A 24,494-nucleotide genomic window follows, 5' to 3' on the forward strand; every position below is an offset into this window, starting at 1 on the left:
TCATTTCAGGAATCAGACATGCACCGCAAGACCCTAGCCGAGCTGGCCGCGGCCCTGCGCGGCGGCGAGTTCTCCAGCGTGGAGCTCACCCGCAGCGTGCTGGCGCGCATCAAGGCGCTGGACGGCCAATTGAACAGCCTCGTCACCCTCACCGAGGAGCAGGCCCTGGTCGAGGCTGAGAACGCCGATGCCCTGCTCGCCCAGGGGCGCGGCGGGCCGCTCACCGGCGTGCCCATCGCCCACAAGGACATCTTCTGCACCCGCGGCGTGCGCAGCGCCTGTGGCTCGAAGATGCTCGACAACTTCATCGCGCCCTACGACGCCACGGTGGTGGAGCGGATGCGCCGAGCCGGTGCGGTGATGGTGGGCAAGGCCAATATGGACGAATTCGCCATGGGCTCGTCCAACGAGACCAGCTTCCACGGCGCGGTGCGCAATCCCTGGGACACCAGCCGGGTGCCCGGCGGTTCCTCCGGCGGCTCCGCGGCGGCGGTGGCGGCGGGCCTGGTGCCCGGCGCCACCGGCACCGATACCGGCGGCTCCATCCGCCAGCCGGCGGCCCTGTGCGGCATCAGCGGGCTCAAGCCCACCTACGGGCGGGTATCCCGCTGGGGCATGATCGCCTTCGCCTCCAGCCTGGACCAGGCCGGCCCCATGGCCCGCAGCGCCGAGGATCTGGCGCTGATGCTCCAGGCCATGGCCGGCAACGATGAGCGGGATTCCACCAGCGTCGAGCGCGCGGTGCCCGACTACCATCAGGGGCTGAGCAAGTCCCTGAAAGGGCTGAGGATCGGGTTGCCCAGGGAGTACTTCGGCGAAGGTCTGGACCCGGCGGTGGCCGCCGTGGTGGAGGCGGCGGTGGAGGAATACCGCCGTCTGGGGGCCGAGGTGCGCGAGGTGAGCCTGCCCAGCAATCATCTGGCGATCCCCGCCTATTACGTGATCGCCCCGGCCGAGGCCTCCTCCAACCTCTCGCGTTTCGACGGCGTGCGCTACGGCCACCGGGCCGAGAACCCCGCCGACCTGGAAGACCTGTACACGCGCAGCCGGGGTGAGGGCTTCGGGCCGGAGGTCAAACGACGCATCATGGTGGGCGCCTATGCGTTGTCCGCCGGCTACTACGATGCCTATTACCTGAAGGCCCAGCAGATTCGCCGCCTGATCCGCGACGACTTCCTGCGGGTGTTCGAGGACGTGGACGTGCTGATGGGGCCCGCGAGCCCCTCCACCGCCTTCGCTCTGGGCGCCAAGTGTGACGACCCGGTGCAGATGTACCTGTCCGATGTCTACACCATCGCCGTGAACCTGGCGGGCGTGCCGGCCATGTCCATTCCGGCCGGCTTCCATCAGGGCATGCCCGTGGGGCTGCAGATCATCGGCCGCTACTTCGACGAGGCGCGGCTGCTGAACGTGGCGCACAAGTTCCAGCAGGCCACCGACTGGCACCAGCGCCTGCCGGCGGCGTTTCAATAGCGTCCGGAGTTGTAGCTTGGGTTTTGTTTACCACAGAGGCACACCGGGGCACACAGAGAAAAGCACTTGAATGTTCTCCTCTGTGGATCTCTGTGCCCTCTGTGTCTCTGTGGTTAAAGCAGCGGTGGTAGCACCCGCTGAATATCGAGCGAGAGATTAGTCATGGAATGGGAAACGGTCATCGGGCTGGAGATTCACACCCAGCTTGCCACCCGCAGCAAGATCTTCTCCGGCGCGAGCACGTCCTATGGCGCCGCGCCCAACACCCAGGCCTGCGCCATCGACCTGGCCATGCCCGGTGTCTTGCCGGTGCTCAACCGTGAAGTGGTGCGCATGGCGGCCAAGTTCGGTCTGGCCATAGGCGCGCGCATCAGCCCGCGCTCGGTGTTCGCCCGCAAGAACTACTTCTACCCCGACCTGCCCAAGGGCTATCAGATCTCGCAGTACGAGCTGCCCATCGTCGCCGAGGGGGAAGTGGAGATCGAGTTGCCGGGCGGTGAGCGCAAGCGCATTGGTGTGACCCGGGCGCACCTGGAAGAGGATGCGGGCAAGTCTCTGCACGAGGATTTCGCCGGCATGACCGGCGTGGATCTCAACCGCGCGGGCACACCGCTGCTGGAGATCGTCTCCGAGCCCGACATGCGCTCCGCTGTCGAGGCCGTGGCCTACGCCAAGAAGATCCACAGCCTGGTGCGATACCTGGAGATCTGTGATGGCAATATGCAGGAAGGCTCCTTCCGTTGCGATGCCAACGTCTCCGTGCGCCCGAAGGGGCAGGCGGTGTTCGGCACCCGGGCCGAGTTGAAGAACCTCAACTCCTTTCGCTTCCTGGAGAAGGCTATCAACTTCGAGGTGGAGCGCCAGATCGAACTGATCGAGTCCGGCGGGACCGTGGTGCAGGAAACCCGCCTGTATGACGCCGACCGGGACGAGACGCGCTCCATGCGCAGCAAGGAAGAAGCCCACGACTACCGCTACTTCCCCGACCCGGATCTGCTGCCGGTGGAACTTTCCGAGGATTTCCTCGCCGCGGTGCGGGAGACCCTGCCCGAGTTGCCGGACGTGAAGCGTGAGCGCTTCATGGCGGAATACGGCCTGAGCGCCGATGATGCCGCGATACTGACCGCCAGCCGCGATCAGGCTGATTACTACGAGTCCGTGGTGCAGGCCAGTGGGCATCAGCCGAAACTGGCTGCCAACTGGGTCATGGGCGAGTTGGCCGCGGCGCTCAATCGCAGCGAGATCCCGCTCGATCGCAGCCCCGTCACCCCGGGCATGCTCGGGCAGTTGATACAGCGCATCACCGACAACACCATTTCGGGCAAGATTGCCAAGGACGTGTTCGAAGCCATGTGGCAGGGCGAGGGCGAGCCGGATGCCATCATCGAGGCGAAAGGCCTCAAGCAGGTCACCGACACCGGCGCCATCGAAGCCATGGTGGACGAGGTGCTCGGCGCCAACCCCGCGCAGGTGGAGCAGTACCGCGCCGGCAAGGAGAAGATGCTGGGCTTTTTCGTCGGCCAGATCATGAAGGCCTCCAAGGGCAAGGCCAACCCGGCGCAGGTCAATGAACTGCTGCGGGCCAAGCTGAAGCAGGACTGATTATTCCATGAGCAGCCCCGACCATCTTTACCGTTTCGTCTTCGAGCACGCCAATGTGCGCGGTGAATTCGTGCAGCTGGAAGACGCCTACCAGGAAGTGCTGCGCCGCCGGGAATACCCGCCGGTGCTGCGGGATCTGATGGGCCGGGGGCTGGCCGCCGCCGCCCTGCTGGTGGCGACCGTCAAGTTCCGCGGCTCGCTGGTGCTGCAGGCCCAGGGCGAGGGGCCGTTGAGCCTGTTCGTGGTGCAGGCGGGCAGCAACGGCGGGCTGCGCGCCATGGCGCGCTGGGAAGGCGAGCTGGCCGAGCGCCCCCTGGGCGAGCTCTGCACCAACGGTTATCTGGCCATCACCATTGACCCGGAAGGGGAGGGTGAGCGCTACCAGGGCATCGTCGGTCTGCAGGGCGAGGGCCTGGCCGAGGCGCTGGATGCCTACTTCCGCGACTCCGAGCAGCTGGAAACCCGCGTGTGGCTCGCCGCCGACGGAGAGCGTGCGGCGGGGCTGCTGGTGCAGCGCCTGCCCGGCGATGACCCGGACGAGGACGCCTGGAATCGCGCCGAGAAGCTGGCCGAGACGGTGACGGAAGCGGAGCTGCTGGCGCTGCCCGTGACCGAGTTGCTGCACCGCTTGTACCACGAGGAAGACCTGCGTCTGTTCGACCCGGTGCCTCATCGCTTCCAGTGCAGCTGCTCGCGGGAGCGGGTGGAGGGGATGCTCAAATCCCTGGGCTCGGAGGAAGTGCACGATATTCTCACCGAGCAGGGCGCGGTGGAGGTGGCCTGCGATTATTGCGGCGAGGGCTACCGCTTCGATGCCGTGGACGTGGATGCCATGTTCAGCGGGGAGCCGCCTACGGAGACGCCGCCTACACGCCATTGAGGCGGGACGGGAGGGGGTATCGCGGCCACCAGCCGCGATACCCCCTTCCTTTTCAGGCCCTGCGTCGCCGCGGTTCCGCCTTCCGCGCCTCGCGCCGCTGGTAGGTCGGCTTGCCACCGGCAACCGTCGCCTCATCGATCACCAGCCGCTCCACATCTCCCAGCTCCGGCACCCGGAACATGGGCTCCAGAAGCACCGCCTCCAGCACCGAGCGCAAGCCCCGCGCCCCGGTGCCCCGGGCCAGCGCTCGCGCCGCCAGGGCGTGGAGCGCCTGGTCCGTCACCAGAAGCTCGCAATCATCGGCCTGCAGCAAGGCCGCGTATTGTTTCACCAGCGCATTGCGGGGCTCGGTCAGAATGCGTACCAGTGCCGCCTCATCCAGCTCCTCCAGCATGGCCACCACGGGCAGGCGGCCGACGAACTCCGGGATCAGGCCGTAGGCGGTCAGATCGGCGGGTTCGGGGCTGTGCGCGTGCATCTCGGGTGTTTCCGGGGCCGCGCTGAAGCCGATGCCGGCGCGGCTGCGCCGCTGTTTCATCAGCTCCCCCAGCCCTTGGAAGGCGCCGCCGCAGATGAACAGGATCTCCCGGGTGTCCACCTGAACCGGCTGGCGTGCCACGGCGCTACCGCCTCGTGCGGGCGCTTTCACCAGGCTGCCCTCCACCATCTTCAACAGCGCCTGCTGCACGCCCTCGCCGGAAACGTCCCGGCCGTGACCCGGGCTGCGCGAGCGGGAGGCGAGCTTGTCCACCTCGTCGATGTAGACAATGCCCCGGCCGGCCAGGTCCGGGTCGCCGCCGGCGGCTTCCAGCAAGCGCTGCACGATGCTCTCCACGTCCTCGCCCACATAGCCTGCCTCGGTGAGGCTGGTAGCGTCGGCCACCACGAAGGGCACCTGCAGTTGACGGGCCAGGGTCTCCACCAGCAGGGTCTTGCCGGAGCCGCTGGGGCCGATCAGCAGCACATTGCTCTTGGCCAGCTCCGTTGCGCCCCGGCCGCGGGCGGCCAGGCGTTTGTAGTGGTTGTAGACCGCCACCGCCAGTACTTTCTTGGCCTTCTGCTGGCCGATGACGTAGCGATCCAGTTCGGCGTGTATCGCCCGCGGGCGGGGCAGATGGGCCAGCGCCTGGGCCCAGCCGTGATCCAGTTCCTCGTCCAACAGGCGCTGGCAGTCCGCCGCGCAGTGCTCGCAGATATAGGCCCGGGGGCCGGCGATCAGCGCGCCGACCCGGGATTCGCCCTTGCCGCAGAACGAACAGAACAGGTCCTGGCCGTTGGCGGGGTCATGGTAGTAACGACTCATACGGCTCACGGCTCCTCTCCCGTGCAGCGCCCTGCTATATCAATACAGCGGCAGGCGGACCTGTTTTCTTTATAGCCGGTCTTGCCCGTTCTCGCCCAGCCACCGGCGCACGGACGGGCTGGAACCCCGGTGCTACAATCGCGCTTTTGCGGCCAATGCGCGGAATGGATATGGACAAGAAGCTGCTGGACATCCTCTGTTGCCCGGTGACCAAACAGCCGGTAAAGGTGCTCTCCAGGGACAAGCTCAAGACGCTCAACGCGCGCATCGCCGAGGGCTCGGTGCGCAGTTACGGCGACGAACCGGTGCGCGCCGCGCTCACCGAGGCACTGGTCACCGACAATGGCGAGCGCATCTACCCGGTGGAAGACGGCATTCCCATCATGCTCCAGGAGCGCGGGATCAGCGCCCGCGAAGCCGGTCTGAAGTAGCCCGGTGAGCGAGCGCAGCATCGCCGACTGGCTGCGCGCCGGTGAGGCACGGCTGAGCGGGTGCAGCGAGAGTGCCGCGCTGGATGCGCAATTGCTGCTCGCCAAAGCCCTGGGACAACCCCGCGCATATCTGCTCACCTGGCCGGAGCGCAGGCCGGGCGTGGCCGCGGCGGCCCATTACGAGCGCTTGCTGCAGGCCCGCGCCCAAGGCGAGCCGGTGGCCTATCTACTGGGCCGACAGGGCTTCTGGTCGCTGGAGCTGGAGGTCGGCCCCGGCGTGCTGGTGCCGCGGCCGGAGACCGAGTTGCTGGTGGAGTGCGCACTGGAAGCGCTGGGGCCCGGGCAAGAGGCCGCGGTGTTGGATCTGGGCACCGGCAGCGGGGCGATCATCCTCGCCCTGGCCGTGGAGAGGCCGCGGCTCAGGCTCACCGCGGTGGAGTGCAGCGAACCGGCCTGGGCGCTGGCCCGGCGCAACTGCGAGGCGCTGGCGCCGGGGCGGGTGGAGCTGCTGCGGGGCAGCTGGTTCGAGCCGCTGGCCGGGCGGCGCTTTCAGCTCATCGTCTCCAACCCCCCCTACATCGGCGAGCAGGAGCCGGAGCTTGCCGCTCTCGCCCGGGAGCCACGCGGCGCGCTGGTGGCCCAAGAGGCGGGCCTGGCGGATCTGCGTCACATCATCGAGCGGGCACCGGCGCATCTGGCGCCCGGCGGCTGGCTGATGCTGGAGCACGGTTATGCCCAAGGCGGTGCGGTACGGTCGCTGATGACGGCGCGGGGGTTCCTGGGCGTGCTCACCCAGCGGGATCTGGCAGGCCTCGAGCGGGTGAGCCTGGGCCGTTGGCCCGAGTCCGCATAGCTTGGGCGGCGCCGAAGGCGGGGGGCCCGGGATCTTCGGCGATATGCGCACAGCTTTGCTGGCCTGGGAAGCCTCGATTCCGTCTTCGGCGGCCTCGAGGCCATGCCGGCGGACCGTAATCCGCCACCGTTCACAATCCCGTCATGGTCTTGCGCGGCGCGGCTCGTTACTATGATAGCTTGCTTTGCAGAGCGGAATGACCCGCAGGCGAGACCGGATCAAATATGGACGAGCAGCACGTAGACAACCTCAACGTCGTGAGCCTGGACTTAATGCCCACCCCCGCCGAGATCAAGCGCAAGCTGCCTCTGAGCGAGGCGGCGGCGCGCACCGTGGTGGAAGGGCGCAAGGTGGTGCAGAACATCCTCGACGGCAGCGATCCGCGCATGCTGGTCGTGGTGGGGCCTTGTTCCATCCACGACACGAAGGCGGCCAAGGAGTATGCCCAGCGCCTCAAGGCCCTGCACGATGAGCTCAAGGACACCCTCTACATCGTCATGCGGGTGTACTTCGAGAAGCCCCGCACCACCGTGGGCTGGAAGGGGCTGATCAACGACCCCTACATGGACGATTCCTTCCGCATCGAGGAAGGCCTGCAGATGGCGCGGGAGCTGCTGCTGTACGTGAACGAGCTGGGCCTGCCCGCCGGCACCGAGGCGCTGGACCCGCTGACCCCGCAATATCTCGCGGATCTGATCAGCTGGACCGCCATCGGCGCGCGCACCACCGAATCCCAGACCCATCGCGAGATCGCCAGCGGCTTGTCCAGCCCGGTGGGCTTCAAGAACGGCACCGACGGCAGCCTGCAGGTGGCGATCAACGCCCTGCAGTCCGCCGCCTCGCCCCACAGCTTCCTGGGCATCAACCAGGATGGCCAATCGGCGGTGGTCCGCACCCGCGGCAACCGCTACGGCCACGTGGTGCTGCGCGGCGGCGAACGGCCCAACTACGACTCGGTGAGCATCGCCCTGTGCGAGAAGGAGCTGGATGACGCCGGCCTGCGCACCAAGCTGGTGGTGGACTGCAGCCACTCCAACTCCAACAAGGACCCGGCCTTGCAGCCGCTGGTGCTGGAGAACCTGGTCAATCAGGTGTTGGAGGGCAATCGCTCCATCGTCGGCGTGATGCTCGAGAGCCATCTGGGCTGGGGCAATCAGAAGCCCGGCAAGCCCGAGGAACTGCAGTACGGCGTGTCCATCACCGATGCCTGCATCGACTGGGACACCACCGCCAGTTGCCTGCGCGAGTCGGCGAACAAGCTGCGCGAGGTGCTGGCGACTCGGGAGTCCGAGAGCCCCGCGGCGGCGGGAGCTTGACGACCTGCTTCGGTAAGGGTTGAATTGACCGGAATGGATCACAGCTCTTGGCTGATGCCAACAGCGCCAATTCAACGATAAGGGCGCTCGCCGTCGGTTCGAAATGGACGGGCGGGCGGCCCCCGGCGACATGAGTCGTCGCGGGGTGGGCTAAGGGAGGAAAGCACCAATGTCCCAGAAACAACATGCGCCGGTAAAGGATTTTACGCCGTACGAACCCAGCAAGGGTGAGGAGTACATGAGCCGCGAGCAGCTGGATCATTTCCGTGATCTGCTGCAGACCTGGAAGCAGCAACTCCAGGAAGAAGTCGAGCGCACCATGAGCCACATGCGCGACGACGCCAACAACTATGCCGATCCCGCGGACCGTGCCTCTCAGGAGGAGGAGTTCGCCCTGGAACTGCGCACCCGTGACCGCGAGCGCAAGTTGATTCGCAAGATCGACCAGACCCTGGAGAAGATCCGTCAGGACGATTACGGCTACTGCGAGCAGTGCGGCATCGAGATCGGCCTGCGCCGGCTGGAGGCTCGCCCCACGGCCACGCTGTGCATCGATTGCAAGACCCTGGAAGAGATTCGGGAGAAGCAGCGGGTGGCGTGACGTCCGAACCGCAGCATTGTGAAGAAAGGCCGCGTTCTGCGGCCTTTCTTCGTTCCGTACCGCGATCCCCTCCGCATCATTCCCCGGCCAGCGCCGCCAGCTGGTCCGCCTGGTACTCGCTGATGATCGGCCCGATCACCTGCTCCAGCCCGCCCTGCAGCACCTCGTCGAGCTTGTAGAGGGTGAGGTTGATGCGGTGGTCCGTTACCCGTCCCTGGGGAAAATTGTAGGTGCGGATCCGCTCGGACCGGTCGCCGCTGCCCACCAGCAGCTTGCGCTGGCTGCTCTGCTCGGCCTGCTGCTTCTCCCGCTCGGCGCTGGTCAGGCGCGCCTGCAGCAAGGACAGCGCCTTGGCGCGGTTCTTGTGCTGGGAGCGCTCCTCCTGGCATTCCACCACCACACCGGTGGGGATGTGGGTGATGCGGATGGCGGAGTCGGTCTTGTTGACGTGCTGGCCGCCGGCGCCCGAGGCGCGGAAGGTGTCCACCTTGAGATCCGCCGGGTTGATGCTGATCTCCTCCACGTCCGCCACCTCCGGCAGCACCGCCACCGTGCAGGCGGAGGTGTGGATGCGCCCCTGGGATTCGGTCTCGGGCACCCGCTGCACCCGGTGGGCGCCGGATTCGAATTTAAGCCGGGAGTAGGCGCCCTGGCCCACCACCCGGGCGATCAGCTCCTTGAACCCGCCGTGCTCGCCCTCGCTGGCGCTGATCACCTCGATGCGCCAGCCCTGACTCTCCGCGTAGCGGCTGTACATGCGGAACAGATCGCCGGCGAACAGCGCGGCCTCGTCGCCGCCGGTCCCCGCGCGGATTTCCAGATAGATATTGCTGTCGTCATTGGGGTCGCTGGGCAGCAGCAGCAGCTTCAATGCCTGCTCCTGCTCGGCGAGCCTGTCCCGGGCCGCCCGGATCTCGTCCTCGGCCATCTGGCGGATGTCCGCGTCACCATCGGCCAGCATGCCTTCGGCGGCCCGCAGGTCTTCCTCGGTCTGGCGATAATCGCGCAGCCCGTGCACCACCGGCTCCAGGCGCGCGTATTCCCGGGAAAGCTGGGCGAAGCGGTTCTGCTCGGCGATGATTCCCGGCTCCGAGAGCAGGGCGCTCACTTCCTCGTGGCGCTCGGCCAGCTGGTCCAACTTGTTGCGGATCGATGCTTTCACTGCGGTTTCCTTGCCACGTCCAGCAGCCGGGCGTAGGCCGCCAGAGTCGCCTGCTCCCCCTCGCCGGCGGCTTCGCGCAGGCCGCGGGTGGGGGCGTGGGTGAGTTTATTGGTCAGGGTGTAGGCCAGATACTCCAGCACTTGCTCGGCGGGCTCGCCCCGGCGCAGCCGGGCCTGGGCCCGCGCCATGACCTCGTCCCGGCTGCGCCGGGCGCGCTCGCGGTATTCGCGGATCAGCGCCACCGCGTCCTGGCTGCGCAGCCAGCGCAGGTAGCGCCCGCTCTGCTCGACGATGATCGCCTCGGCCTGCCGGGCGGCCTCGCGGCGCGAGCGCAGATTCTCCTGAATGACCTCGCGCAGATCATCCACCGTGTAAAGGTACACATCGGCAAGCTCGCCCACTTCCGGCTCGATGTCCCGGGGCACGGCCATGTCCACCATGAATATGGGGCGGTGCTTGCGCGCCTTCAGCGCCCGCTCCACGCTGCCCTTGCCGAGTATGGGCAGGCGGCTGGCGGTGGAGGCGATGATGATGTCGGTCTCGACCAGCTGCGCCGGGATGTCCGGCAGCGCGATGCCGCGACCCTGGTGCTGGGCGGCGAGCTGTTGCGCCTTCTCCAGGCTACGGTTCGCCACGGTAAGCCCGCCCAGGCCATGATCGCGCAGGTGCCGCGCGGTGAGCTCCATCATTTCGCCGGCGCCGATCAACAGCGCGCGCTGCTGGCCCAGTTCACCGAAGATCTGATGCGCGAGGCGCACCGCGGCATAAGCCACCGACACGGGGCTAGCGCCGATGGCGGTGTCGCTGCGCACCTGCTTGGCCACCGCGAAACTGTGCTGGAACAGCCGGTCCAGCACCCCGCCCAGGGTGCCCGCGCTAAGCGCCTCGCCGTAGGCGCTCTTGGCCTGGCCGAGGATCTGCGGCTCGCCCAGCACCAGCGAGTCCAGCCCGCTCGCCACCCGCAACAGATGATGCACCGCCTGTTCGCCCTCATGCTGATAGAGGTGCCCGTCCAGGCTGTCCGGGGCGAGCCGGTGATGGCGGTGCAACCACGCGCGCAGCACCTCGGCCTGCTCCGCCACGGCGTAGAGCTCGGTGCGGTTGCAGGTGGAGATGATCGCGGCCTCGGCGACGCCCCGCTCGGTGCCGAGTTCTCGCAGAGCACCCTGAAGCTGCTCTGCATCGAACACGACCCGCTCGCGGACCTCTACCGGCGCGCTGTGATGACTGAGGCCAAGGACGAGAAGGGACATGATTTTCCAGCGGTGAAGCTGGCGCAATTCTAGCAGCCCGGCGGTTTTCCGCCTATCCCATGGCCGGCCTCCGTGCCCGGCCCATGCGAGCTGCGCTCGGCCTGTGTTAAAAGGGGGGGGAACCTGGATGATCGAGTTGCCCCGCATGTTGCGCACTAGACGCCCTTCGTTGATCACCTTGCTCGCGCCGGCCCTGGCTCTGGGGCTGGCTGCCTGCGCCGGGCCGCAGCCCCGTGAGGCAGCTGCCCCGGCGCCCGAACCCGCGGCCGAGGCGCCGCCCCGCAGTGCCGATGCGGATCTGATGCTGAAGCTGCTCGCCGCCGAGATGGCGCTGCGCGAGCAGGACGCGGGGGCGGCGCTCGGCTACTACCGGGAGGCCATGGCCTTGAGCAACAGCCCCCGGGTGGCCAGTCGCACCGCGCAGTTGGCCCGCTACCTGGGGCGCGATGAGCTGGTGCGGGAGGCCGCCGAGCGTTGGCGCGTCTGGGCGCCGGAAGACCCCCAGCCCCTGCGCCTGCTGGGCCTGCTGCGCCTGGAGGCGGGCGCCCAGGCTGAGGCGCTGGCCCTGCTCGCCGAGTTCGTCGAGGGCAGTGGCGCCACCGCCGAGGCTTTTGAGCAACTGCTGGCGGATCTGCGTCAGTCCTCGGCCGCCGATCGCAGCCTGGCGGTGGGCGAGGCGCTGGCCGAGCGCTTTCCGGACAGCCCCGACGCACAGCTCGCGCTGGGGCGGCTGGCGCTGTGGGAGCAGCGCTACGCGCTGGTGGATGAAGCCGCCGCCCGTGCCCTGGCGCTGCGTCCAGACTGGCGCGATGCCTGGTTCCTGCGCGCCGAGGCGCAGCGTCGGTCCGGCGACGAGGTGGCCGCCCTGGAAACCCTGGATCAGGCCCTGAAAAGTCAGCCCGCGGACTACGAGCTGCGGCTTCAGTACGCCCGCGGACTGCTGGGCGCGGGTTTTTCCGAGCAGGCCCTGGCGCAGTTCCGGCGCTTGCTCAGGCAGCGGCCGGCCGACGCCCGGGTGCTCTACGCCGCAGGTCTGCTGGCGTTGGAGACCGGCGAGCCGGAGCAGGCGCGCGGCTATCTGTTGAAGCTGCTGGAGCTGGGGGAGCAGACCGACGCGGCGCAGTATTTCCTGGGTCGCCTGGCAGAATCCGAAGGGGATCTGGAAGGGGCCTTGCGCTGGTACGGCCGGGTGCAGGGCGGCGAGTACCAGGCCCGGGCGCAGTTGCGCCGTCCCGCGGTGTTGGCGGCCGAGGGCAACCTGGCCGGCGCCCGGAAAATGCTCGCCGAACTGCGAAACGCCCAGCCGGAGCTGGCGATGCAGGCCTGGCTGGGCGAAGTGGCGCTGCTGCGCGAGGCCGGTGCCCGGGATGAGGCGCGGGCAATGCTGGATCAGGCTCTGGAGAGGCACCCCGGGGAGCCCGATCTGCTCTACAGCCGTGCCCTGATGGCCGCCGAGGCGGGGGATGTGGCCCGCGCCGAGGAGGATCTGCGCGCGGTGCTGGCCGGCAACCCGGACAATGCCCGGGCCTTGAACGCGCTGGGCTACACTCTGGTGGATCTCACCGAGCGGGTGGAGGAGGGCTTCGCGCTGATCCGCCGCGCCTACCAGGGTGCCCCGGACGACCCGGCGGTTATCGATAGCATGGGTTGGGCCCATTACCGGATGGGCGAACTGGAGCAGGCGCTGGATTATCTCAGCCGGGCCTACGAACTCTACCCAGACCAGGAAGTCGGCGCGCATCTCGGCGAGGTGCTCTGGCAGCTGGGCCGGCGGGAGGAGGCGCGGGCGATTTGGCGGGCGGTGCTGGAGCGTGATTCGGCGAGCCCCGCCGTGCGTGAGACCATGGAGCGACTGACCCGGTGAAGTGCTGGTTGACCGTGTTGCTTGCCGCACTGCTGCTGGTCGGCTGCGCCACCCGGCCGCCCCAGGAGGACGTTCGCGGCGACCGGGAGCAGGCCCTGCTGGCGGTGGAGCAGTGGTCGCTCAGCGGGCGCGCGGTATTGCGCGCCCCGCGCGAAAGCGGCCGGTTCAGCGTGGCCTGGCGCCAGGACGGCGCCGCCTACGATATCTGGCTGCGCGCCCCGTTGGGGGCGGGCAGCCTGCACCTGCGGGGCGAGCCGGGCCGGGCAAGCCTGCAGACCCGGGACCGGATCCTGCGCGCGGCGAGCCCCGCGCAGTTGCTGGCCGCTTACCTGCCGGCCCCGCTGCCGGTGGAGGCGCTGGGATACTGGCTGCGCGGCCTGCCCCAGCCGGGCGGGGGCGCCCGCTTGCAAAGGGACGAGGACGGCCTGCCGCGCGCCCTCGCCCAGGGAGCCTGGGAGGTGGAGTACCGCCGATACGTCAGCGTCGGCGGTTTCCTGTTGCCCGAGGTGCTGCACCTGCGCGGCCCCGATGTGGAGTTGCGCCTGGCCGTCAACGAATGGGTGCTCGATGGCAGGCCCTGAATCCGTCGGCTGGCCCGCGCCGGCCAAGCTGAACCTGTTCCTGCACGTCTGCGCGCGCCGCGCCGACGGCTACCACGAGCTGCAGACCGTCTTCCAGTTGCTGGACCACGGTGATGAGCTGGACTTCGTGCCCCGCGGTGACGGCGCTATCCGTCGCTCGGCCGGCCCCGAGGCGGTACCGCCGGAAGAGGATCTGGTAGTGCGCGCGGCCCGCCTGCTGCAGGCACAGGCCGGTATCCGCCAGGGCGTGGATATCCGGGTGCGCAAACGCCTGCCCCTGGGGGGCGGGCTGGGGGGCGGCAGTTCCGATGCGGCCACCACCCTGGTGGCCTTGAACGCGCTCTGGGGCGCGGAGCTTTCCACCGAGGAACTGGCCACGCTGGGCCTGCGTCTGGGAGCGGACGTGCCGGTCTTCGTGCGCGGCGAAAGTGCCTTCGCCGAAGGCGTGGGGGAGCGCCTGCAGCCGTTGGCGCTGCCCGAACAATGGTTTTTGGTCATCGCCCCGGCGGTGAGCGTGAGCACCGCCGAGGTGTTCACGGCACCTGAATTGACAAGGGATACCCCGCGTATCAAAATACCGCCCCTTGAATTTCATCGGTGTCGCAACGATTGCGAACCGGTGGTGCGTACACGGTATCCGCCCGTGGCCCGAGCCCTGGATTGGCTCTCCAGCCACGCCCCGGCCCGCCTGACCGGCACCGGGGGCTGTGTGTTCGCGCCCTTCGCGGCGCGGGCGCGGGCCGAGGCGGTGCTGGCAACACTGCCCGCGGGCTGGCAGGGTTTCGTCGCCCGCGGCCTGCAGCGTTCCCCCTTGCGGGCGCGGCTGGCGGTGGAGCGGGTGCGCAAGGACAACTGGGGCGTCGCCAAGCGGTAAGGCACGGGGTTTTGATCTCCGCATGCGCAGGTTCGAATCCTGCCGCCCCAGCCATTCATTTCCATCCCATGCAGCCCGGCCCGCGCGCCGGGCTGTCGTTGTTAGTGCAGGTGGTGCCTCGTGTCCGGAAATGGTCGCATGATGGTCTTCAGCGGCAATGCCAACCGCCCTCTGGCGGAAGCCATAGCGGAGAATCTGAACACGCGCCTCGGGCAGGCGGAAGTTGGCCGCTTCAGCGACGGTGAAGTGGCCGTGGAGATTGACGAGCACGTGCGCGGCAAGGATGTGTTCATCGTCCAGCCCACCTGTGCGCCCTCCAATGACAACCTCATGGAGCTGCTGGTCATCGCCGATGCCCTGCGCCGCTCCTCCGCCGCCCGGCTCACCGCCGTGGTGCCGTACTTCGGTTACGCCCGCCAGGACCGGCGACCGCGCTCCCAGCGCGTGCCCATCACCGCCAAGCTGGTGGCTGACATGATGTCCGCGGCGGGCATCAACCGCGTGCTCACCGTGGACCTGCACGCCGACCAGATCCAGGGCTTCTTCAACTTCCCCGTGGACAACGTCTACGCCTCGCCCATTTTGCTGGGCGACATCTGGCGACAGCTCTACCCGAACAAGATCGTCGTCTCCCCGGACGTGGGCGGGGTGGTGCGGGCACGGGCCATCGCCAAGCGGCTGGACGACGCGGACCTGGCCATCATCGACAAGCGCCGCCCCCGGGCCAACGAAGCCAAGATCATGAACATCATCGGCGACGTGCGGGACAAGACCTGCATCATCGTCGACGATATGGTGGACACTGCCGGCACCTTGTGCGAAGCCGCCAAGGTGCTCAAGGAGCGGGGTGCGTTCAAGGTGGTGGCCTACATCACCCACCCGGTGCTCTCCGGCAAGGCGATCGAGCGCATCACCGACTCCCAGCTCGATGAGATGGTGGTCACCAATACCATTCCGCTGGGCGAGGCCGCCGAAGCCTGCAGCAAGATCCGCCAGCTCAGCATGGCCGGTATGCTGGCCGAGACCATACGCCGCATCAGCAGCGAAGAGTCGGTGAGCGAGCTGTTTGTAGACTGACAACCCCCCGGTAGGAGCCGCTTCTACCGGACAGGGTGGCCGCGCCACCCCGCAGAATTGCGGCATTTTGCCGCAGCACAACGGCCCCGCGCGGGTCGTTCTTTAAGCAAGGCGCCGAACCAGGTCGCGGGGGAGGCGCCGACCGCCAATCGCGGTTCTGATGGAGAGACGAGATGTCTACTATTGAACTCAAGCTTGATGCTGAAAAGCGCACGGATCTGGGGAAAGGTGCGAGCCGCCGCCTGCGCCGTGCGAAGAAGATCCCCGCCATCGTCTACGGTGGCGGCAAGGACGCCGTGGCCATCACCCTGGCCGCGCAGCAGGTGCTGCGCCTGGCCGAGGAAGAGGCCTTCTACTCCCAGATCCTCGAGCTGAAGATCGACGGCAAGGCCGAGCAGGTAGTGCTCAAGGACATGCAGCGCCATGCCTTCAAGCCCTTGATCGAGCATCTTGATCTGCAGCGCGTCGTCAAGGGCCAGAAGATGGTCATGCACGTGCCCTTCCACTTCCTCAACGCCGAATCCGCCAAGGGCGTGAAGCTCGGCGGCGGTCGCGTCAACTACGCCATGATCGAGCTGGAAGTCGAGTGTCTGCCCCAGGATCTGCCCGATAACATCGAAGTGGACCTGGCCGACATGGATATTGGCGACATCCTGCATGTGTCCGATATCACCCTGCCCAAGGGCGTGGTCAGCCGCATACTGGAGCAGGGCGCCGAGCATGACCAGCCGGTGGTCTCCATTCGCCCGCCCCGCGGCGGTGTCGGCGATGAGGGCGAAGGCGAAGAAGGCGAGGGCGCCGAGGAAGCCGGCGAAGAGTAAGCGGGCGGCGAGGCTGACGTGGCCGAACAGGCACCGAAGGTCGAACTGGTCGTGGGCCTGGGGAACCCGGGCGAGCGCTATGCGCAGACCCGTCATAACGCGGGGTTCTGGTTCGTGGACGAACTGGCCCGCCGTTATGGCGGGTCTTTTCGTGCCGAGGGCAAGTTCTTCGGCGAGCTCGCCCGGGTGACCCTGGACGGTGTCGACTGCCATCTGCTCAAGCCCATGACCTTCATGAACAAGAGCGGCCAGTCCATCCAGGCCCTGGCGCACTTCTACAAGATTCCGCCCGAGCGGATCCTGGTGGTGCACGACGAGCTGGACCTGCCCCCGGGCCAGGCGAAGCTGAAGCAGGGCGGGGGGCACGGCGGTCACAACGGCCTGCGCGACACCATCCGCGTGCTCGGCCGCGACTTCGGCCGGCTGCGTCTGGGCGTTGGTCACCCCGGCCACAAGGACGCCGTGGTCGGCTACGTGCTGAGTCGCGCCCCCGCCGCCGAGGAGCAGGCCATTCGCGATGCCGCCGACCAGGCCGCCGACTGCATGGCCTGGCTGCTGGCAGGCGACTGGGGCCGAGCGCAGCAGCGTCTGCACACTTGATTGTCGCGCCGCGGCGCCCGTCGCCGCGATGCAGCCGATGGCGGAATCGAGAATTCCCCTTCCCGCCACCACACACCGGAGCACACTCATGGGATTCAAATGCGGCATCGTCGGCCTGCCCAACGTCGGCAAGTCCACCCTGTTCAACGCCCTGACCAAGGCCGAGATTCCGGCGGAGAACTACCCCTTCTGCACCATCGACCCCAACGTTGGCATCGTCCCGGTGCCCGACCCGCGGCTCGATGAGTTGGCCGCCATCGTCAAGCCTGAGAGAGTCCTTCCCACCACCATGGAGTTCGTGGACATCGCGGGTCTGGTGGCGGGGGCCTCCAAGGGCGAAGGGCTGGGCAACCAGTTTCTGGGCAATATCCGCGAGTGCGACGCCATCGCCCATGTGGTGCGCTGCTTCGAGGACGAGGACGTGCACCACGTGGCGGGCAAGGTGGACCCGCTCTCCGATATCGAGATCATCAACACCGAGCTGGAGCTTGCGGACCTGGACAGTGTCGAGAAGGCCCTGCTGCGGGCCGAGAAGGCTTCCAAGGCCGGCGACAAGGCTGCTATCGCCCGCCGCGACCTGTTGAAGGACGTGCAGGCAAGACTCAACGAGGGCGTGCCCGTGCGCGCCCAGGGCCTGGACGCCGATCAGCGTGCTTTACTGCGCGATCTGCACCTGCTCACCATCAAGCCCGTGCTGTACGTCGCCAACGTGCTCGAAGACGGCTTCGAGGGCAACGAGTTGCTCGAGAAGGTGCGTGAGCATGCCGCGCAGGAAGGCGCGGGCGTGGTGGCCCTGTGTGCCGCGATTGAAGCCGAGCTTGCGGTGCTGGACGACGACGAGAAAAAGGAATTCCTGGCCGAGTACGGCCTGGACGAGCCGGGCCTGAACCGGCTGATTCGCGCCGGTTACGAGCTGCTGGGCCTGCAGACCTACTTCACCGCCGGCAAGAAGGAAGTGCGCGCCTGGACCGTGCGCAAGGGCTCCACCGCGCCCCAGGCGGCCGGGCGCATCCACACCGACTTCGAGCGGGGCTTCATCCGCGCCGAGGTGACGGCCTATGACGACTATATCGCCTGCAAGGGCGAGCAGGGCGCGAAGGAAGCGGGCAAGCTGCGATTGGAAGGCAAGGAGTACATCGTTCAGGAAGGGGATGTGATGCATTTTCGGTTCAACGTCTGAACCGCGCCGCTGCACCCTTGACAGACCGGGGCCGGTCTTGGAAAATCCCGGCCCTGCCTACCTTGTACGGCTACGTAGCTCAGCTGGTTAGAGCACAGCACTCATAATGCTGGGGTCGGTGGTTCGAATCCACCCGTAGCCACCATTTCTGCGAAATCACAAGATCGTCCAAGCGAGCTAGTAATCACGATTTTCGTGATCAGGTAGCCCGCGTCCGAAGACTCCTCGCACCGGGATTGTTATAGTTCGTCCATGCTGTCTAATAACGACATTAGCCTCTGATTGCCGTGCGCAGATACAGGCGCTATTGGTTCAGTTTGTTGCTGCTCGCGGGTATCGGAGTGTTGGCGTCACGCTTGGCCTCTCCGGACGTAATGCTGGCTGACCTAGTATTTGAGCCGCTGTACATCCTGCCCCTGGTGGGCTTCCATGCATGCTATGTCTTGGCAGCAAGCTGCGCTTGGCGTCTGGCACTGCGGGGAAGCTGCGGCTTGCAGGTGACGTTAATGGAGGCCGTAGCGCATGTTGCCGCACTTAATCTGGGAAAGTATGTACCAGGTAAGGTTTGGGGCATGTTTGCGCGAGGCATGGCACTTGGCGAGCGCTGCGGCCCGTCGGAGGTCGCTTCCGCGACCCTGCAGGAACAAATAGCCTTATTACACGCCGGTGTGGTGCTGGGGGCGGTAGCCGCAGCCATTGTTATTTCCCCGGCATTTTGGCTGGTGGCCTTAGGTCTTGCGCTATTGGTGGCGTTGACACCCTTGTGGTTAGGCTTGGCCCTCCGACTCGTTGAACGAATGTTCAAGCGTATGGATGGGCTGTTGTCACGGATAGCTGATCCAAGGTCATACGCCAAAGTGTTTCTGGCTCACGTTTGTGTCTGGTTGTTTCTTAGCTTGAGCTTGACGGTCATCGAACCGGCAGTTTTAGGTGTGGAGCCTGATCTTGCGCGCACCTGCTGGTTGATCTTGGCGAATGTGGTGGGCATTACCGTAGGTTTCTTCGCGGTTTTTGCTCCGGGCGGTATCGGAGTGCGTGAGGCTGTAACGACCGCTCTGCTGCTTCCGGCGATGCCCGTTGAGCATGCGGTGATCCTGACAGTCTTGTTCAGATTTTGGCTTATGGCCACCGAGCTTCTGATGAGTATCTTTCTCCTGCACCCACGAATCACCAGGATATAGGCTTATAGGCTAACGCAATAAAGCCGTCAGAGCGGTCGGTGTGTTCGAATTTTTGCGCTATGAAATCCAACGGCCAGAATGTGATGGGGTTGGCTAATACGCCGAGCCAATGAAATCGTCGCGGTGCATGGTCTATTCCACTGCGCTTCGTCCTTTGCTCTGTATTCCAGCGGGATTTCCCAGGCTTTTGTAACAAGGCAAACGTTTCCCTTGCTAATCTGAAAGCGTGGATGAACGGATAGCCGTAGCCAAAAATCTTGGTCTGTTGCATGCCCACCTCGTTAAGTGCGTCTGCCAGCTGCTCACGGCTGTATCGCCGAAGGTGACCTACCAGATCATCATGAGTGCTCCAGTAGCGCTCATGGGCGGGTACCGATAAAAGCATTTGTCCACCGGGCTTGAGCGCTGCCATCATTTTGCGAAGGAAGGCTGAGTCGTCCTCAATATGCTCAAGGACTTCGCAGGCGATCACACAGTCGAACTGCTGATGGAAATCAGCCGCCATGAAGTCTCCAACCACCAGGCGGACGCGCTCTCTTTCGTCTGCCGAGAGACAGGATGTGTATCGGGCCTGGGCCTCCGGGTGGAACTCGACCAGACAGCCATCATCGAACAGCTTGGCCAACTCCCGGGAAAGCTGATACTCCCCTGGGCCTATTTCCAGGAACGACCCTCCAGGCCTTATCTGCCGGATCATGGACGCTCTACGCAACAGGTAGCGAGGTGGGTAGTAGGTCATGAGAGCCTTCTCAATAGGGATCCGAGCGAATCCTTGACTCTACTCATGCTCAAGTGTTCGCGATAGTGAGCCTGCCCTGCGTTGCCTATTTCGGCCAGGGCGGTAGGGTTGTGGTAAGCCCACTTAATCGAGGCAGCGATTCCGTCTGCGTCCCTCTGAGGAACCGCGAGACAATTCTTGCGATCAATCAAGCCACACGCGGCGGGACTTTCACCGACCATGGTGGGCACCGCCATCGCCAGCGCCTGTGCTGTTTTCCCGGTTACCACACGCTTTGCTTGGGGCGTTCCTCCAAAAGGGCCTCCCAGGCATAGCCATGCTTGCGCAAGATGTTTTCCGATCAGCGTGTCGAATGGGATATGGCGATCATGGCGTACTTCTATCGCTGTGTTCTCGCTGCGTAGCCGCGCGATGTCACTACTGTCGGAATTGCTCCCCCCGACGAAATGGAAGGTCACTCCGGGGAGAGAGAGCCTCCTGAGTGCATTAAGTATGTACGTGGCGCCATGAAGGGGGAGAAAGGAGCCGTAGAAAAGCACGGTTCGTTTGCCTGGCGGTAGAGGAGAGGCAGCTTGAAAGGTCTCGTCAGCAGCTACGGGAATGGCCTCCAACTGTTGGTGTTGGAGCTGAAAGTGTTCCTTGAAGGCATCGATGTGTGCGGAGGTGTCCGTTAGAACAGCGGCGGCATCATGCAATATCCATCGTTCGATACGCGCAATCGTTGATGACACCAGTTTCCTTCGTGCTGCGCCGAGACCGCGTTCCTCAAGCAGGGACAGAGTGGGTGACATCATATTGTCAAAGATGATCCTTTCCCCGGGAAGGAAAGACCTCAGGAGCGGATACAGCTCGTGGCCCCGGAAACCCACCAAGTAAAAGTCGGGGTGCCAGGTACGTTCGATGTGAAATACCTGCCTGAGTGTCTCAAGGTATCTCGTCGGTCCCGAGCTTCGGCTTTTTGCGATACACAACTCGACCCCATCCATCGACTGCAGGGCCTGGACGAGGTTCCGGGTTCGAATGTAGTCCGGATCTTTATAGGCGAGAAGGTAGCAAACGCGCATTGGGTATGCGACCTCATGTCCCGCTTGGGCGTCGTGCTGTTCTAGGGTTCTTCATTCGGGGGCTTCGTCTCTGGCCGTCCGGCGGTGGTCTTCGTCCAGGCCGCGGTAGTGAAGAGATGACACCTGTTCGGACAGGAGACCGATCAGGAACGTTGACAGCGCCGATAAAAAAAGCAGAGCGCCCATGTTCGTGAATCGGCCTTCGTTCAGGTAGGTATAGCCGTAATAAAGGATGCCAATCGAAAACAATGCACCACTGACTGGCAAGAAGAACCTCATCGGGGAGAATAGCGCGCCTACCTTGAGAATTATGATGAGAAAGCGGGTGCCATCATGTAAGAGCCGGATCTTGCTTTTCCCTTCGCGCGCGCTCGCATCAATCGGTATATAGCCTACAGGCAGGCCGCTTCTAAAGAAGGCCATGGTGCTGGTGGTGGGGTACGAGAAGCCATTCGGCAGCAGGTAGAGAAACTTCCTGAAATGCCGAGCGCGAACCGCACGGAAGCCAGACGTCAGGTCGTCTATCTTGAACCCGGTCATGACGGAAGCGAGTCTATTGTAGAACGCGTTTGCGATTCGCCGCCCTGCGGAAGCTTGCGTGCTAGGCCGCCGCGCCCCGACCACCATTGCAAAGTTGTCGTCCTCCAGCTTCGTCAGCAATCGTTCAATGTCTCTTGGGTCATGTTGCCCGTCAGCGTCCATGAAGACAATTACTTCGCCTTCCGCCGCACGGGCTCCGGATTTGATAGCTGCGCCATTCCCCATTGAGTAAGGGTGGGTGATTACCTTCGCACCATGCTCTGTGGCGATCGACGCCGTTTCGTCGCCCGATCCGTCATTGACCACGATTATTTCCGCGTCAACGGGCAGGACGGCCTGAAGGTTCGGAAGGAGCTTTCCAAGCCCCACGGCTTCGTTCTTTGCTGGCAAAACAATGGAGAGTCGAGGTTTAGGAGACAAGGTTCTGCCCTCCGTCATTACGGCGCTTCCCGAACATACACAGTTGCCTAGGCGCAGGGCCAACCGGTGTGTCTGCCGGTTGCGGAAATCGCGAATGTATTGCGTTACCGATGGTCATGATTAATTGTTGGCTGCTTTCTCGAACTAAGATCAGCGATTCTCTCGCGGAGCTTGGTGATGTACTGGAGCTGGGCGTGTCGCTTGGGCGAATACTCCGCCCGGGGCGGGGTGGTTTCTGCGAGATCCAGGTAGCGCTCTGCGTCCTTATATAGCCCTGCGGAAATGAGCGCTGATGCCTGGAGAAGGGGTACGTCAATCAGCGGATACGCACTGTATGCGTCGTCCAGGCTTTCAACCAGGCCGGCTAGATCGCGTTGATCTAGGTAAAGCATTCCGTTCAGGTAGTGCAAGTTGAAAGCGATCTTGGGGTCGCCCAAGTAATTTGGATTGCTCAGGGCGGCCTGAGCGAGCCGCTGAACTGTCTTGGCAGTGATAGTCGGTGCACATGTTTCGCGGTGTGCGGCAGTGCGCAGTTTGCCCAAGCTTGCGCTGGTGGCGGTGTCGTAGTGTGCAGAGCTCAGCACCTTGGTGGTGTGCGTGATGTCTTCTGGCTCGATGACGCCCGTTAGGCAGCGTAGTTGCAGGCGGCCGACTGAGATGGCGCCAAAGCGAGGAGCGGCAATATGTGCTTTCTCCAGGTGGTCAAGTGCCTCTTTGACGTGGCCCCGCTTTATCGACGTGTTCGCGGCTAGTTGGCGCGCGCGGACGGACTGGGGGTTCTCCTTTACCCAGACTTCTGCCAAACGGTTTGTATCTCCCCAAATATATGCGTTCTGGCGGGTCAGAATCACCGAGATGCCCACGATTATACATAGCGTGCCTATTGTGATCGCTTGGTGACGGTGAGGAGTGGAGGTTGCAAAGCAGGCGAGCCCAAGCGCGGGGCCGATAAGTGGCAGGTAATTCCTGTGTTCGAAATACAGTTCCAAGGGGATGACGCTTCCCTCGAGGCTATGCCCGGCAATGAACCAAAGAACAGCGAAGGCAAATACGGGATAGCGGCGACGTTTCGCTATGGCGACCCAGGTCAAGGAGCAGAGCGCTATAAGGGCTGGCAAGGTTGTCCATGGCGCAAAGATGGACGTTGAATGGGAGAAATCGTCATGAAAGAGGCCGGTTCCCCCAACGCGGAACGTGAGCAGGTGATAAAGGTAAGTGAAAAGTATGCGTGGGGCGCTGAGTAAACGCTCCTCTAGAGTGAAATCTCTCCTGTACTCGTAAATGTGCAGTATGTGATCCGCACGGAATGCAAGGTATGCCGTTAACAATAGCAGGGGAGCGAGAAGGAACCCCCATCGCCAAAGACGCCAGAGGCGATGCGTGGGCCGATTGCGAGAAAATGCTGTTGCTTCCAGCACGAGCGCGTACAAGGGCAGCAAGATTCCGTTCTCTTTGCTGAGGGTCGCCAGGCATCCGAAAAGCCCGATACCCAGAGACATCAAGAGCAGCCCTCGGTATGCGTGGCTGTTTAGTCTTAATCTTCCGGCAGTATAGAAAATCAATCCGCCAAGAGTGAAAAGGGCGGATAGCTGCGTCATCCGTTGGACGACAAGGAACACTGTAGATACCTGGAGGGGATGTAAAGCCCAGGTTGCCGCGGCCAATAGCGCAATCCAGTCGCCGGCCCGAGTGCTCTTGCCCAACGCTTGCGTGATCAGGCGGCACAGAGCGAAGACCAGGATGGTACAGATGACATGGATCAGCAGATTCGTATATTTGAAAGGCTCCGGAGAGGCGGGCCAGTATTGGTCGTTTAACGCGAAGCTCAGCATGCTTAGGGGGCGGCCAAGGGAGCCCGCCGAGCCACTCATCACGAAAGCGTAGAGCTTGTCCCAGCTCGTTATCCCGCCATGCTTGCCCATGGGGGCGAGGTTCGGGAAATCATCGAAAAGAAAATCGCCGGTGAGGCCGGGCCAAAACACCCAGACGACGATGGCGATTACCGCGTAAAGCGATACGGCAACCCTGATTTCATGGCTTAGGGGCCTGCTAATGGGCGGCATGGCAAGTGGGTTCGATGACTTTTCAGGGTGTTAACGGGAAACGGCCCCGGACTCGCAGGAGTCGGGGCCGTTTTGACAGGAGGCCAAGCTTACCGGCAGTTGGCAGGGAGATATTTGCTCGGCAGGCCGTTGGTGGCGTTAGGACGGCAGTTCCAGGTCACCTTGCCGTTCGCACCCGAACCAACCAGCTGGAAGCTTCTTGCGGTAGCGCTGGTGTCACCGCCCAACTCGCCGGCGCTGACGTTGATGGTGATCACACCGATGGTCGAGTTGCTGTCGTTGTAGTCAATGTCGGCCACGACAGCAGTCGTCACAGCGGTGTTGACACCAGCCAGGGTGTTGTTGGTCGGCATGGAGCCTTCGGAGACATAATATTCAGAGATGGTAACCTTGGCAGCGGAGCCCATGCCAATGGCCTCGCTGACTTTCGCCCGGATCGTGTAATCCTGATAAGCCGGGATCGCCACGGCGGCCAGGATGCCGATGATGGCGACCACGATCATCAGCTCGATGAGCGTAAAGCCCTGTTGCACTTTCTTCATTGGTGTTTCCCCCTGATCAGGTTGGGTATGTTAAGGCCGGCTGTGCTGTCCGGCTTCGTCTTGGAAGGTGCAGA

Annotated in this window: 23 protein-coding genes and 2 tRNA genes; 17 read left to right on the forward strand and 8 right to left on the reverse strand. The window is 64.6% G+C overall.

The window, feature by feature from the left end; all coding sequences use genetic code 11:
- The first annotated feature begins 18 nt into the window (after positions 1–18).
- The 3 genes from gatA to hslO all read left to right on the forward strand — a co-directional run bounded on the left by gatA (position 19) and on the right by hslO (position 3,955).
- Positions 19–1,473, forward strand: coding sequence for an Asp-tRNA(Asn)/Glu-tRNA(Gln) amidotransferase subunit GatA (gatA, locus tag GBG68_RS08355; protein WP_152146492.1), 1,455 nt, complete (start codon positions 19–21; stop codon positions 1,471–1,473).
- A 162-nt stretch (positions 1,474–1,635) separates the two neighbouring features.
- Complete coding sequence (gene gatB / locus GBG68_RS08360) at positions 1,636–3,075, forward strand: Asp-tRNA(Asn)/Glu-tRNA(Gln) amidotransferase subunit GatB (protein ID WP_152146493.1); 1,440 nt, start codon at positions 1,636–1,638, stop codon at positions 3,073–3,075.
- 7 nt (positions 3,076–3,082) lie between these two features.
- Entirely contained in the window at positions 3,083–3,955 is an 873-nt protein-coding gene (gene hslO, locus GBG68_RS08365; RefSeq protein WP_152146494.1) for an Hsp33 family molecular chaperone HslO, read from the forward strand.
- Positions 3,956–4,007: 52 nt separating this feature from the next.
- Here hslO and clpX read toward each other — a convergent pair whose 3' ends face one another.
- Complete coding sequence (gene clpX / locus GBG68_RS08370; protein ID WP_152146495.1) at positions 4,008–5,258, reverse strand: ATP-dependent Clp protease ATP-binding subunit ClpX; 1,251 nt, start codon at positions 5,256–5,258, stop codon at positions 4,008–4,010.
- A 170-nt stretch (positions 5,259–5,428) separates the two neighbouring features.
- On the opposite strand from clpX, the gene GBG68_RS08375 reads away from it, so the two are divergent.
- The 4 genes from GBG68_RS08375 (at position 5,429) to dksA (ending at position 8,459) form a co-directional block, all read left to right on the forward strand.
- Positions 5,429–5,689 carry a Trm112 family protein gene (locus tag GBG68_RS08375; RefSeq protein WP_226801740.1) on the forward strand — a complete coding sequence of 87 codons (261 nt, stop codon included), beginning with the start codon at positions 5,429–5,431 and terminating at the stop codon, positions 5,687–5,689.
- Between the two features lie 4 nt (positions 5,690–5,693).
- Positions 5,694–6,542, forward strand: coding sequence for a peptide chain release factor N(5)-glutamine methyltransferase (gene prmC, locus GBG68_RS08380; RefSeq protein ID WP_226801745.1), 849 nt, complete (start codon positions 5,694–5,696; stop codon positions 6,540–6,542).
- A 224-nt stretch (positions 6,543–6,766) separates the two neighbouring features.
- Positions 6,767–7,858 carry a 3-deoxy-7-phosphoheptulonate synthase gene (locus tag GBG68_RS08385; protein WP_152146497.1) on the forward strand — a complete coding sequence of 364 codons (1,092 nt, stop codon included), beginning with the start codon at positions 6,767–6,769 and terminating at the stop codon, positions 7,856–7,858.
- A gap of 169 nt (positions 7,859–8,027) precedes the next feature.
- Positions 8,028–8,459, forward strand: a complete 432-nt coding sequence (dksA, locus tag GBG68_RS08390; protein WP_152146498.1) for an RNA polymerase-binding protein DksA — start codon at positions 8,028–8,030, stop codon at positions 8,457–8,459.
- A gap of 76 nt (positions 8,460–8,535) precedes the next feature.
- Here dksA and prfA read toward each other — a convergent pair whose 3' ends face one another.
- Both prfA and hemA read right to left on the reverse strand, forming a co-directional pair.
- The gene (prfA, locus tag GBG68_RS08395) at positions 8,536–9,621 is read right to left on the reverse strand and encodes a peptide chain release factor 1 (protein ID WP_152146499.1); all 1,086 of its coding nucleotides are present in this window, start codon (positions 9,619–9,621) and stop codon (positions 8,536–8,538) included.
- A complete protein-coding gene (hemA, locus tag GBG68_RS08400) occupies positions 9,618–10,874 on the reverse strand; it encodes a glutamyl-tRNA reductase (protein WP_152146500.1) in 1,257 nt (418 codons plus the stop codon). The genes prfA and hemA overlap by 4 nt, the downstream gene beginning before the upstream one ends.
- A gap of 127 nt (positions 10,875–11,001) precedes the next feature.
- Between hemA and GBG68_RS08405 the strand changes: the two genes are divergently transcribed.
- The 10 genes from GBG68_RS08405 (at position 11,002) to GBG68_RS08450 (ending at position 19,052) form a co-directional block, all read left to right on the forward strand.
- Positions 11,002–12,738, forward strand: coding sequence for a tetratricopeptide repeat protein (locus tag GBG68_RS08405; RefSeq protein WP_152146501.1), 1,737 nt, complete (start codon positions 11,002–11,004; stop codon positions 12,736–12,738).
- On the forward strand, positions 12,735–13,319 hold the full coding sequence (gene lolB / locus GBG68_RS08410) for a lipoprotein insertase outer membrane protein LolB (RefSeq protein ID WP_152146502.1): 585 nt from the start codon (positions 12,735–12,737) through the stop codon (positions 13,317–13,319). The genes GBG68_RS08405 and lolB overlap by 4 nt, the downstream gene beginning before the upstream one ends.
- On the forward strand, positions 13,306–14,193 hold the full coding sequence (gene ispE / locus GBG68_RS08415; protein ID WP_152146503.1) for a 4-(cytidine 5'-diphospho)-2-C-methyl-D-erythritol kinase: 888 nt from the start codon (positions 13,306–13,308) through the stop codon (positions 14,191–14,193). The genes lolB and ispE overlap by 14 nt, the downstream gene beginning before the upstream one ends.
- Positions 14,173–14,247 (forward strand) — tRNA-Gln (locus tag GBG68_RS08420). The genes ispE and GBG68_RS08420 overlap by 21 nt, the downstream gene beginning before the upstream one ends.
- 84 nt (positions 14,248–14,331) lie before the next feature.
- Positions 14,332–15,270 carry a ribose-phosphate diphosphokinase gene (locus GBG68_RS08425; RefSeq protein ID WP_193222265.1) on the forward strand — a complete coding sequence of 313 codons (939 nt, stop codon included), beginning with the start codon at positions 14,332–14,334 and terminating at the stop codon, positions 15,268–15,270.
- 173 nt (positions 15,271–15,443) lie between these two features.
- Complete coding sequence (locus GBG68_RS08430) at positions 15,444–16,091, forward strand: 50S ribosomal protein L25/general stress protein Ctc (RefSeq protein WP_152146504.1); 648 nt, start codon at positions 15,444–15,446, stop codon at positions 16,089–16,091.
- An 18-nt stretch (positions 16,092–16,109) separates the two neighbouring features.
- A complete protein-coding gene (pth, locus tag GBG68_RS08435; protein WP_152146505.1) occupies positions 16,110–16,691 on the forward strand; it encodes an aminoacyl-tRNA hydrolase in 582 nt (193 codons plus the stop codon).
- A gap of 88 nt (positions 16,692–16,779) precedes the next feature.
- Positions 16,780–17,871 carry a redox-regulated ATPase YchF gene (ychF, locus tag GBG68_RS08440; protein WP_152146506.1) on the forward strand — a complete coding sequence of 364 codons (1,092 nt, stop codon included), beginning with the start codon at positions 16,780–16,782 and terminating at the stop codon, positions 17,869–17,871.
- Between the two features lie 68 nt (positions 17,872–17,939).
- A tRNA-Met gene (locus GBG68_RS08445) sits at positions 17,940–18,016 on the forward strand.
- 142 nt (positions 18,017–18,158) lie between these two features.
- The gene (locus GBG68_RS08450; protein WP_226801747.1) at positions 18,159–19,052 is read left to right on the forward strand and encodes a lysylphosphatidylglycerol synthase domain-containing protein; all 894 of its coding nucleotides are present in this window, start codon (positions 18,159–18,161) and stop codon (positions 19,050–19,052) included.
- Here the strand turns inward: GBG68_RS08450 and GBG68_RS08455 are convergent.
- From GBG68_RS08455 to GBG68_RS08475, 5 genes are all read right to left on the reverse strand, one after another.
- Entirely contained in the window at positions 19,039–19,791 is a 753-nt protein-coding gene (locus GBG68_RS08455) for a class I SAM-dependent methyltransferase (protein WP_152146508.1), read from the reverse strand. The genes GBG68_RS08450 and GBG68_RS08455 overlap by 14 nt on opposite strands.
- Positions 19,788–20,585 (reverse strand): glycosyltransferase, encoded by a 798-nt coding sequence (locus tag GBG68_RS08460; protein ID WP_193222267.1) that lies wholly within the window; start codon positions 20,583–20,585, stop codon positions 19,788–19,790. Before GBG68_RS08460 ends, GBG68_RS08455 begins: the two co-directional genes overlap by 4 nt.
- Positions 20,586–20,906: 321 nt before the next feature.
- Positions 20,907–21,833 carry a glycosyltransferase family 2 protein gene (locus tag GBG68_RS08465; protein WP_152146510.1) on the reverse strand — a complete coding sequence of 309 codons (927 nt, stop codon included), beginning with the start codon at positions 21,831–21,833 and terminating at the stop codon, positions 20,907–20,909.
- 86 nt (positions 21,834–21,919) lie between these two features.
- Positions 21,920–23,878 carry a tetratricopeptide repeat protein gene (locus tag GBG68_RS08470; RefSeq protein WP_152146511.1) on the reverse strand — a complete coding sequence of 653 codons (1,959 nt, stop codon included), beginning with the start codon at positions 23,876–23,878 and terminating at the stop codon, positions 21,920–21,922.
- Positions 23,879–23,967: 89 nt separating this feature from the next.
- Positions 23,968–24,420, reverse strand: a complete 453-nt coding sequence (locus tag GBG68_RS08475) for a pilin (protein ID WP_152146512.1) — start codon at positions 24,418–24,420, stop codon at positions 23,968–23,970.
- Positions 24,421–24,494 lie beyond the last annotated feature (74 nt).

The sequence above is a fragment of the Alkalilimnicola sp. S0819 genome (genome assembly GCF_009295635.1).
GTDB lineage: Bacteria > Pseudomonadota > Gammaproteobacteria > Nitrococcales > WHIW01 > S0819.

Bases quoted from the DNA above. Each gene is read 5' to 3' on its own strand.
- GBG68_RS08430 (WP_152146504.1), top strand. From the start codon at position 15,444: ATGTCTACTATTGAACTCAAGCTTGATGCTGAAAAGCGCACGGATCTG.
- GBG68_RS08385 (WP_152146497.1), top strand. From the start codon at position 6,767: ATGGACGAGCAGCACGTAGACAACCTCAACGTCGTGAGCCTGGACTTA.
- GBG68_RS08375 (WP_226801740.1), top strand. From the start codon at position 5,429: ATGGACAAGAAGCTGCTGGACATCCTCTGTTGCCCGGTGACCAAACAG.
- GBG68_RS08465 (WP_152146510.1), bottom strand. From the start codon at position 21,833: ATGACGGAGGGCAGAACCTTGTCTCCTAAACCTCGACTCTCCATTGTT.
- GBG68_RS08470 (WP_152146511.1), bottom strand. From the start codon at position 23,878: ATGCCGCCCATTAGCAGGCCCCTAAGCCATGAAATCAGGGTTGCCGTA.
- GBG68_RS08475 (WP_152146512.1), bottom strand. From the start codon at position 24,420: ATGAAGAAAGTGCAACAGGGCTTTACGCTCATCGAGCTGATGATCGTG.
- gatB (WP_152146493.1), top strand. From the start codon at position 1,636: ATGGAATGGGAAACGGTCATCGGGCTGGAGATTCACACCCAGCTTGCC.
- hslO (WP_152146494.1), top strand. From the start codon at position 3,083: ATGAGCAGCCCCGACCATCTTTACCGTTTCGTCTTCGAGCACGCCAAT.
- ispE (WP_152146503.1), top strand. From the start codon at position 13,306: ATGGCAGGCCCTGAATCCGTCGGCTGGCCCGCGCCGGCCAAGCTGAAC.
- GBG68_RS08405 (WP_152146501.1), top strand. From the start codon at position 11,002: ATGATCGAGTTGCCCCGCATGTTGCGCACTAGACGCCCTTCGTTGATC.
- hemA (WP_152146500.1), bottom strand. From the start codon at position 10,874: ATGTCCCTTCTCGTCCTTGGCCTCAGTCATCACAGCGCGCCGGTAGAG.
- ychF (WP_152146506.1), top strand. From the start codon at position 16,780: ATGGGATTCAAATGCGGCATCGTCGGCCTGCCCAACGTCGGCAAGTCC.
- GBG68_RS08425 (WP_193222265.1), top strand. From the start codon at position 14,332: ATGATGGTCTTCAGCGGCAATGCCAACCGCCCTCTGGCGGAAGCCATA.
- dksA (WP_152146498.1), top strand. From the start codon at position 8,028: ATGTCCCAGAAACAACATGCGCCGGTAAAGGATTTTACGCCGTACGAA.
- GBG68_RS08455 (WP_152146508.1), bottom strand. From the start codon at position 19,791: ATGACCTACTACCCACCTCGCTACCTGTTGCGTAGAGCGTCCATGATC.
- clpX (WP_152146495.1), bottom strand. From the start codon at position 5,258: ATGAGTCGTTACTACCATGACCCCGCCAACGGCCAGGACCTGTTCTGT.
- GBG68_RS08460 (WP_193222267.1), bottom strand. From the start codon at position 20,585: ATGATGTCACCCACTCTGTCCCTGCTTGAGGAACGCGGTCTCGGCGCA.
- gatA (WP_152146492.1), top strand. From the start codon at position 19: ATGCACCGCAAGACCCTAGCCGAGCTGGCCGCGGCCCTGCGCGGCGGC.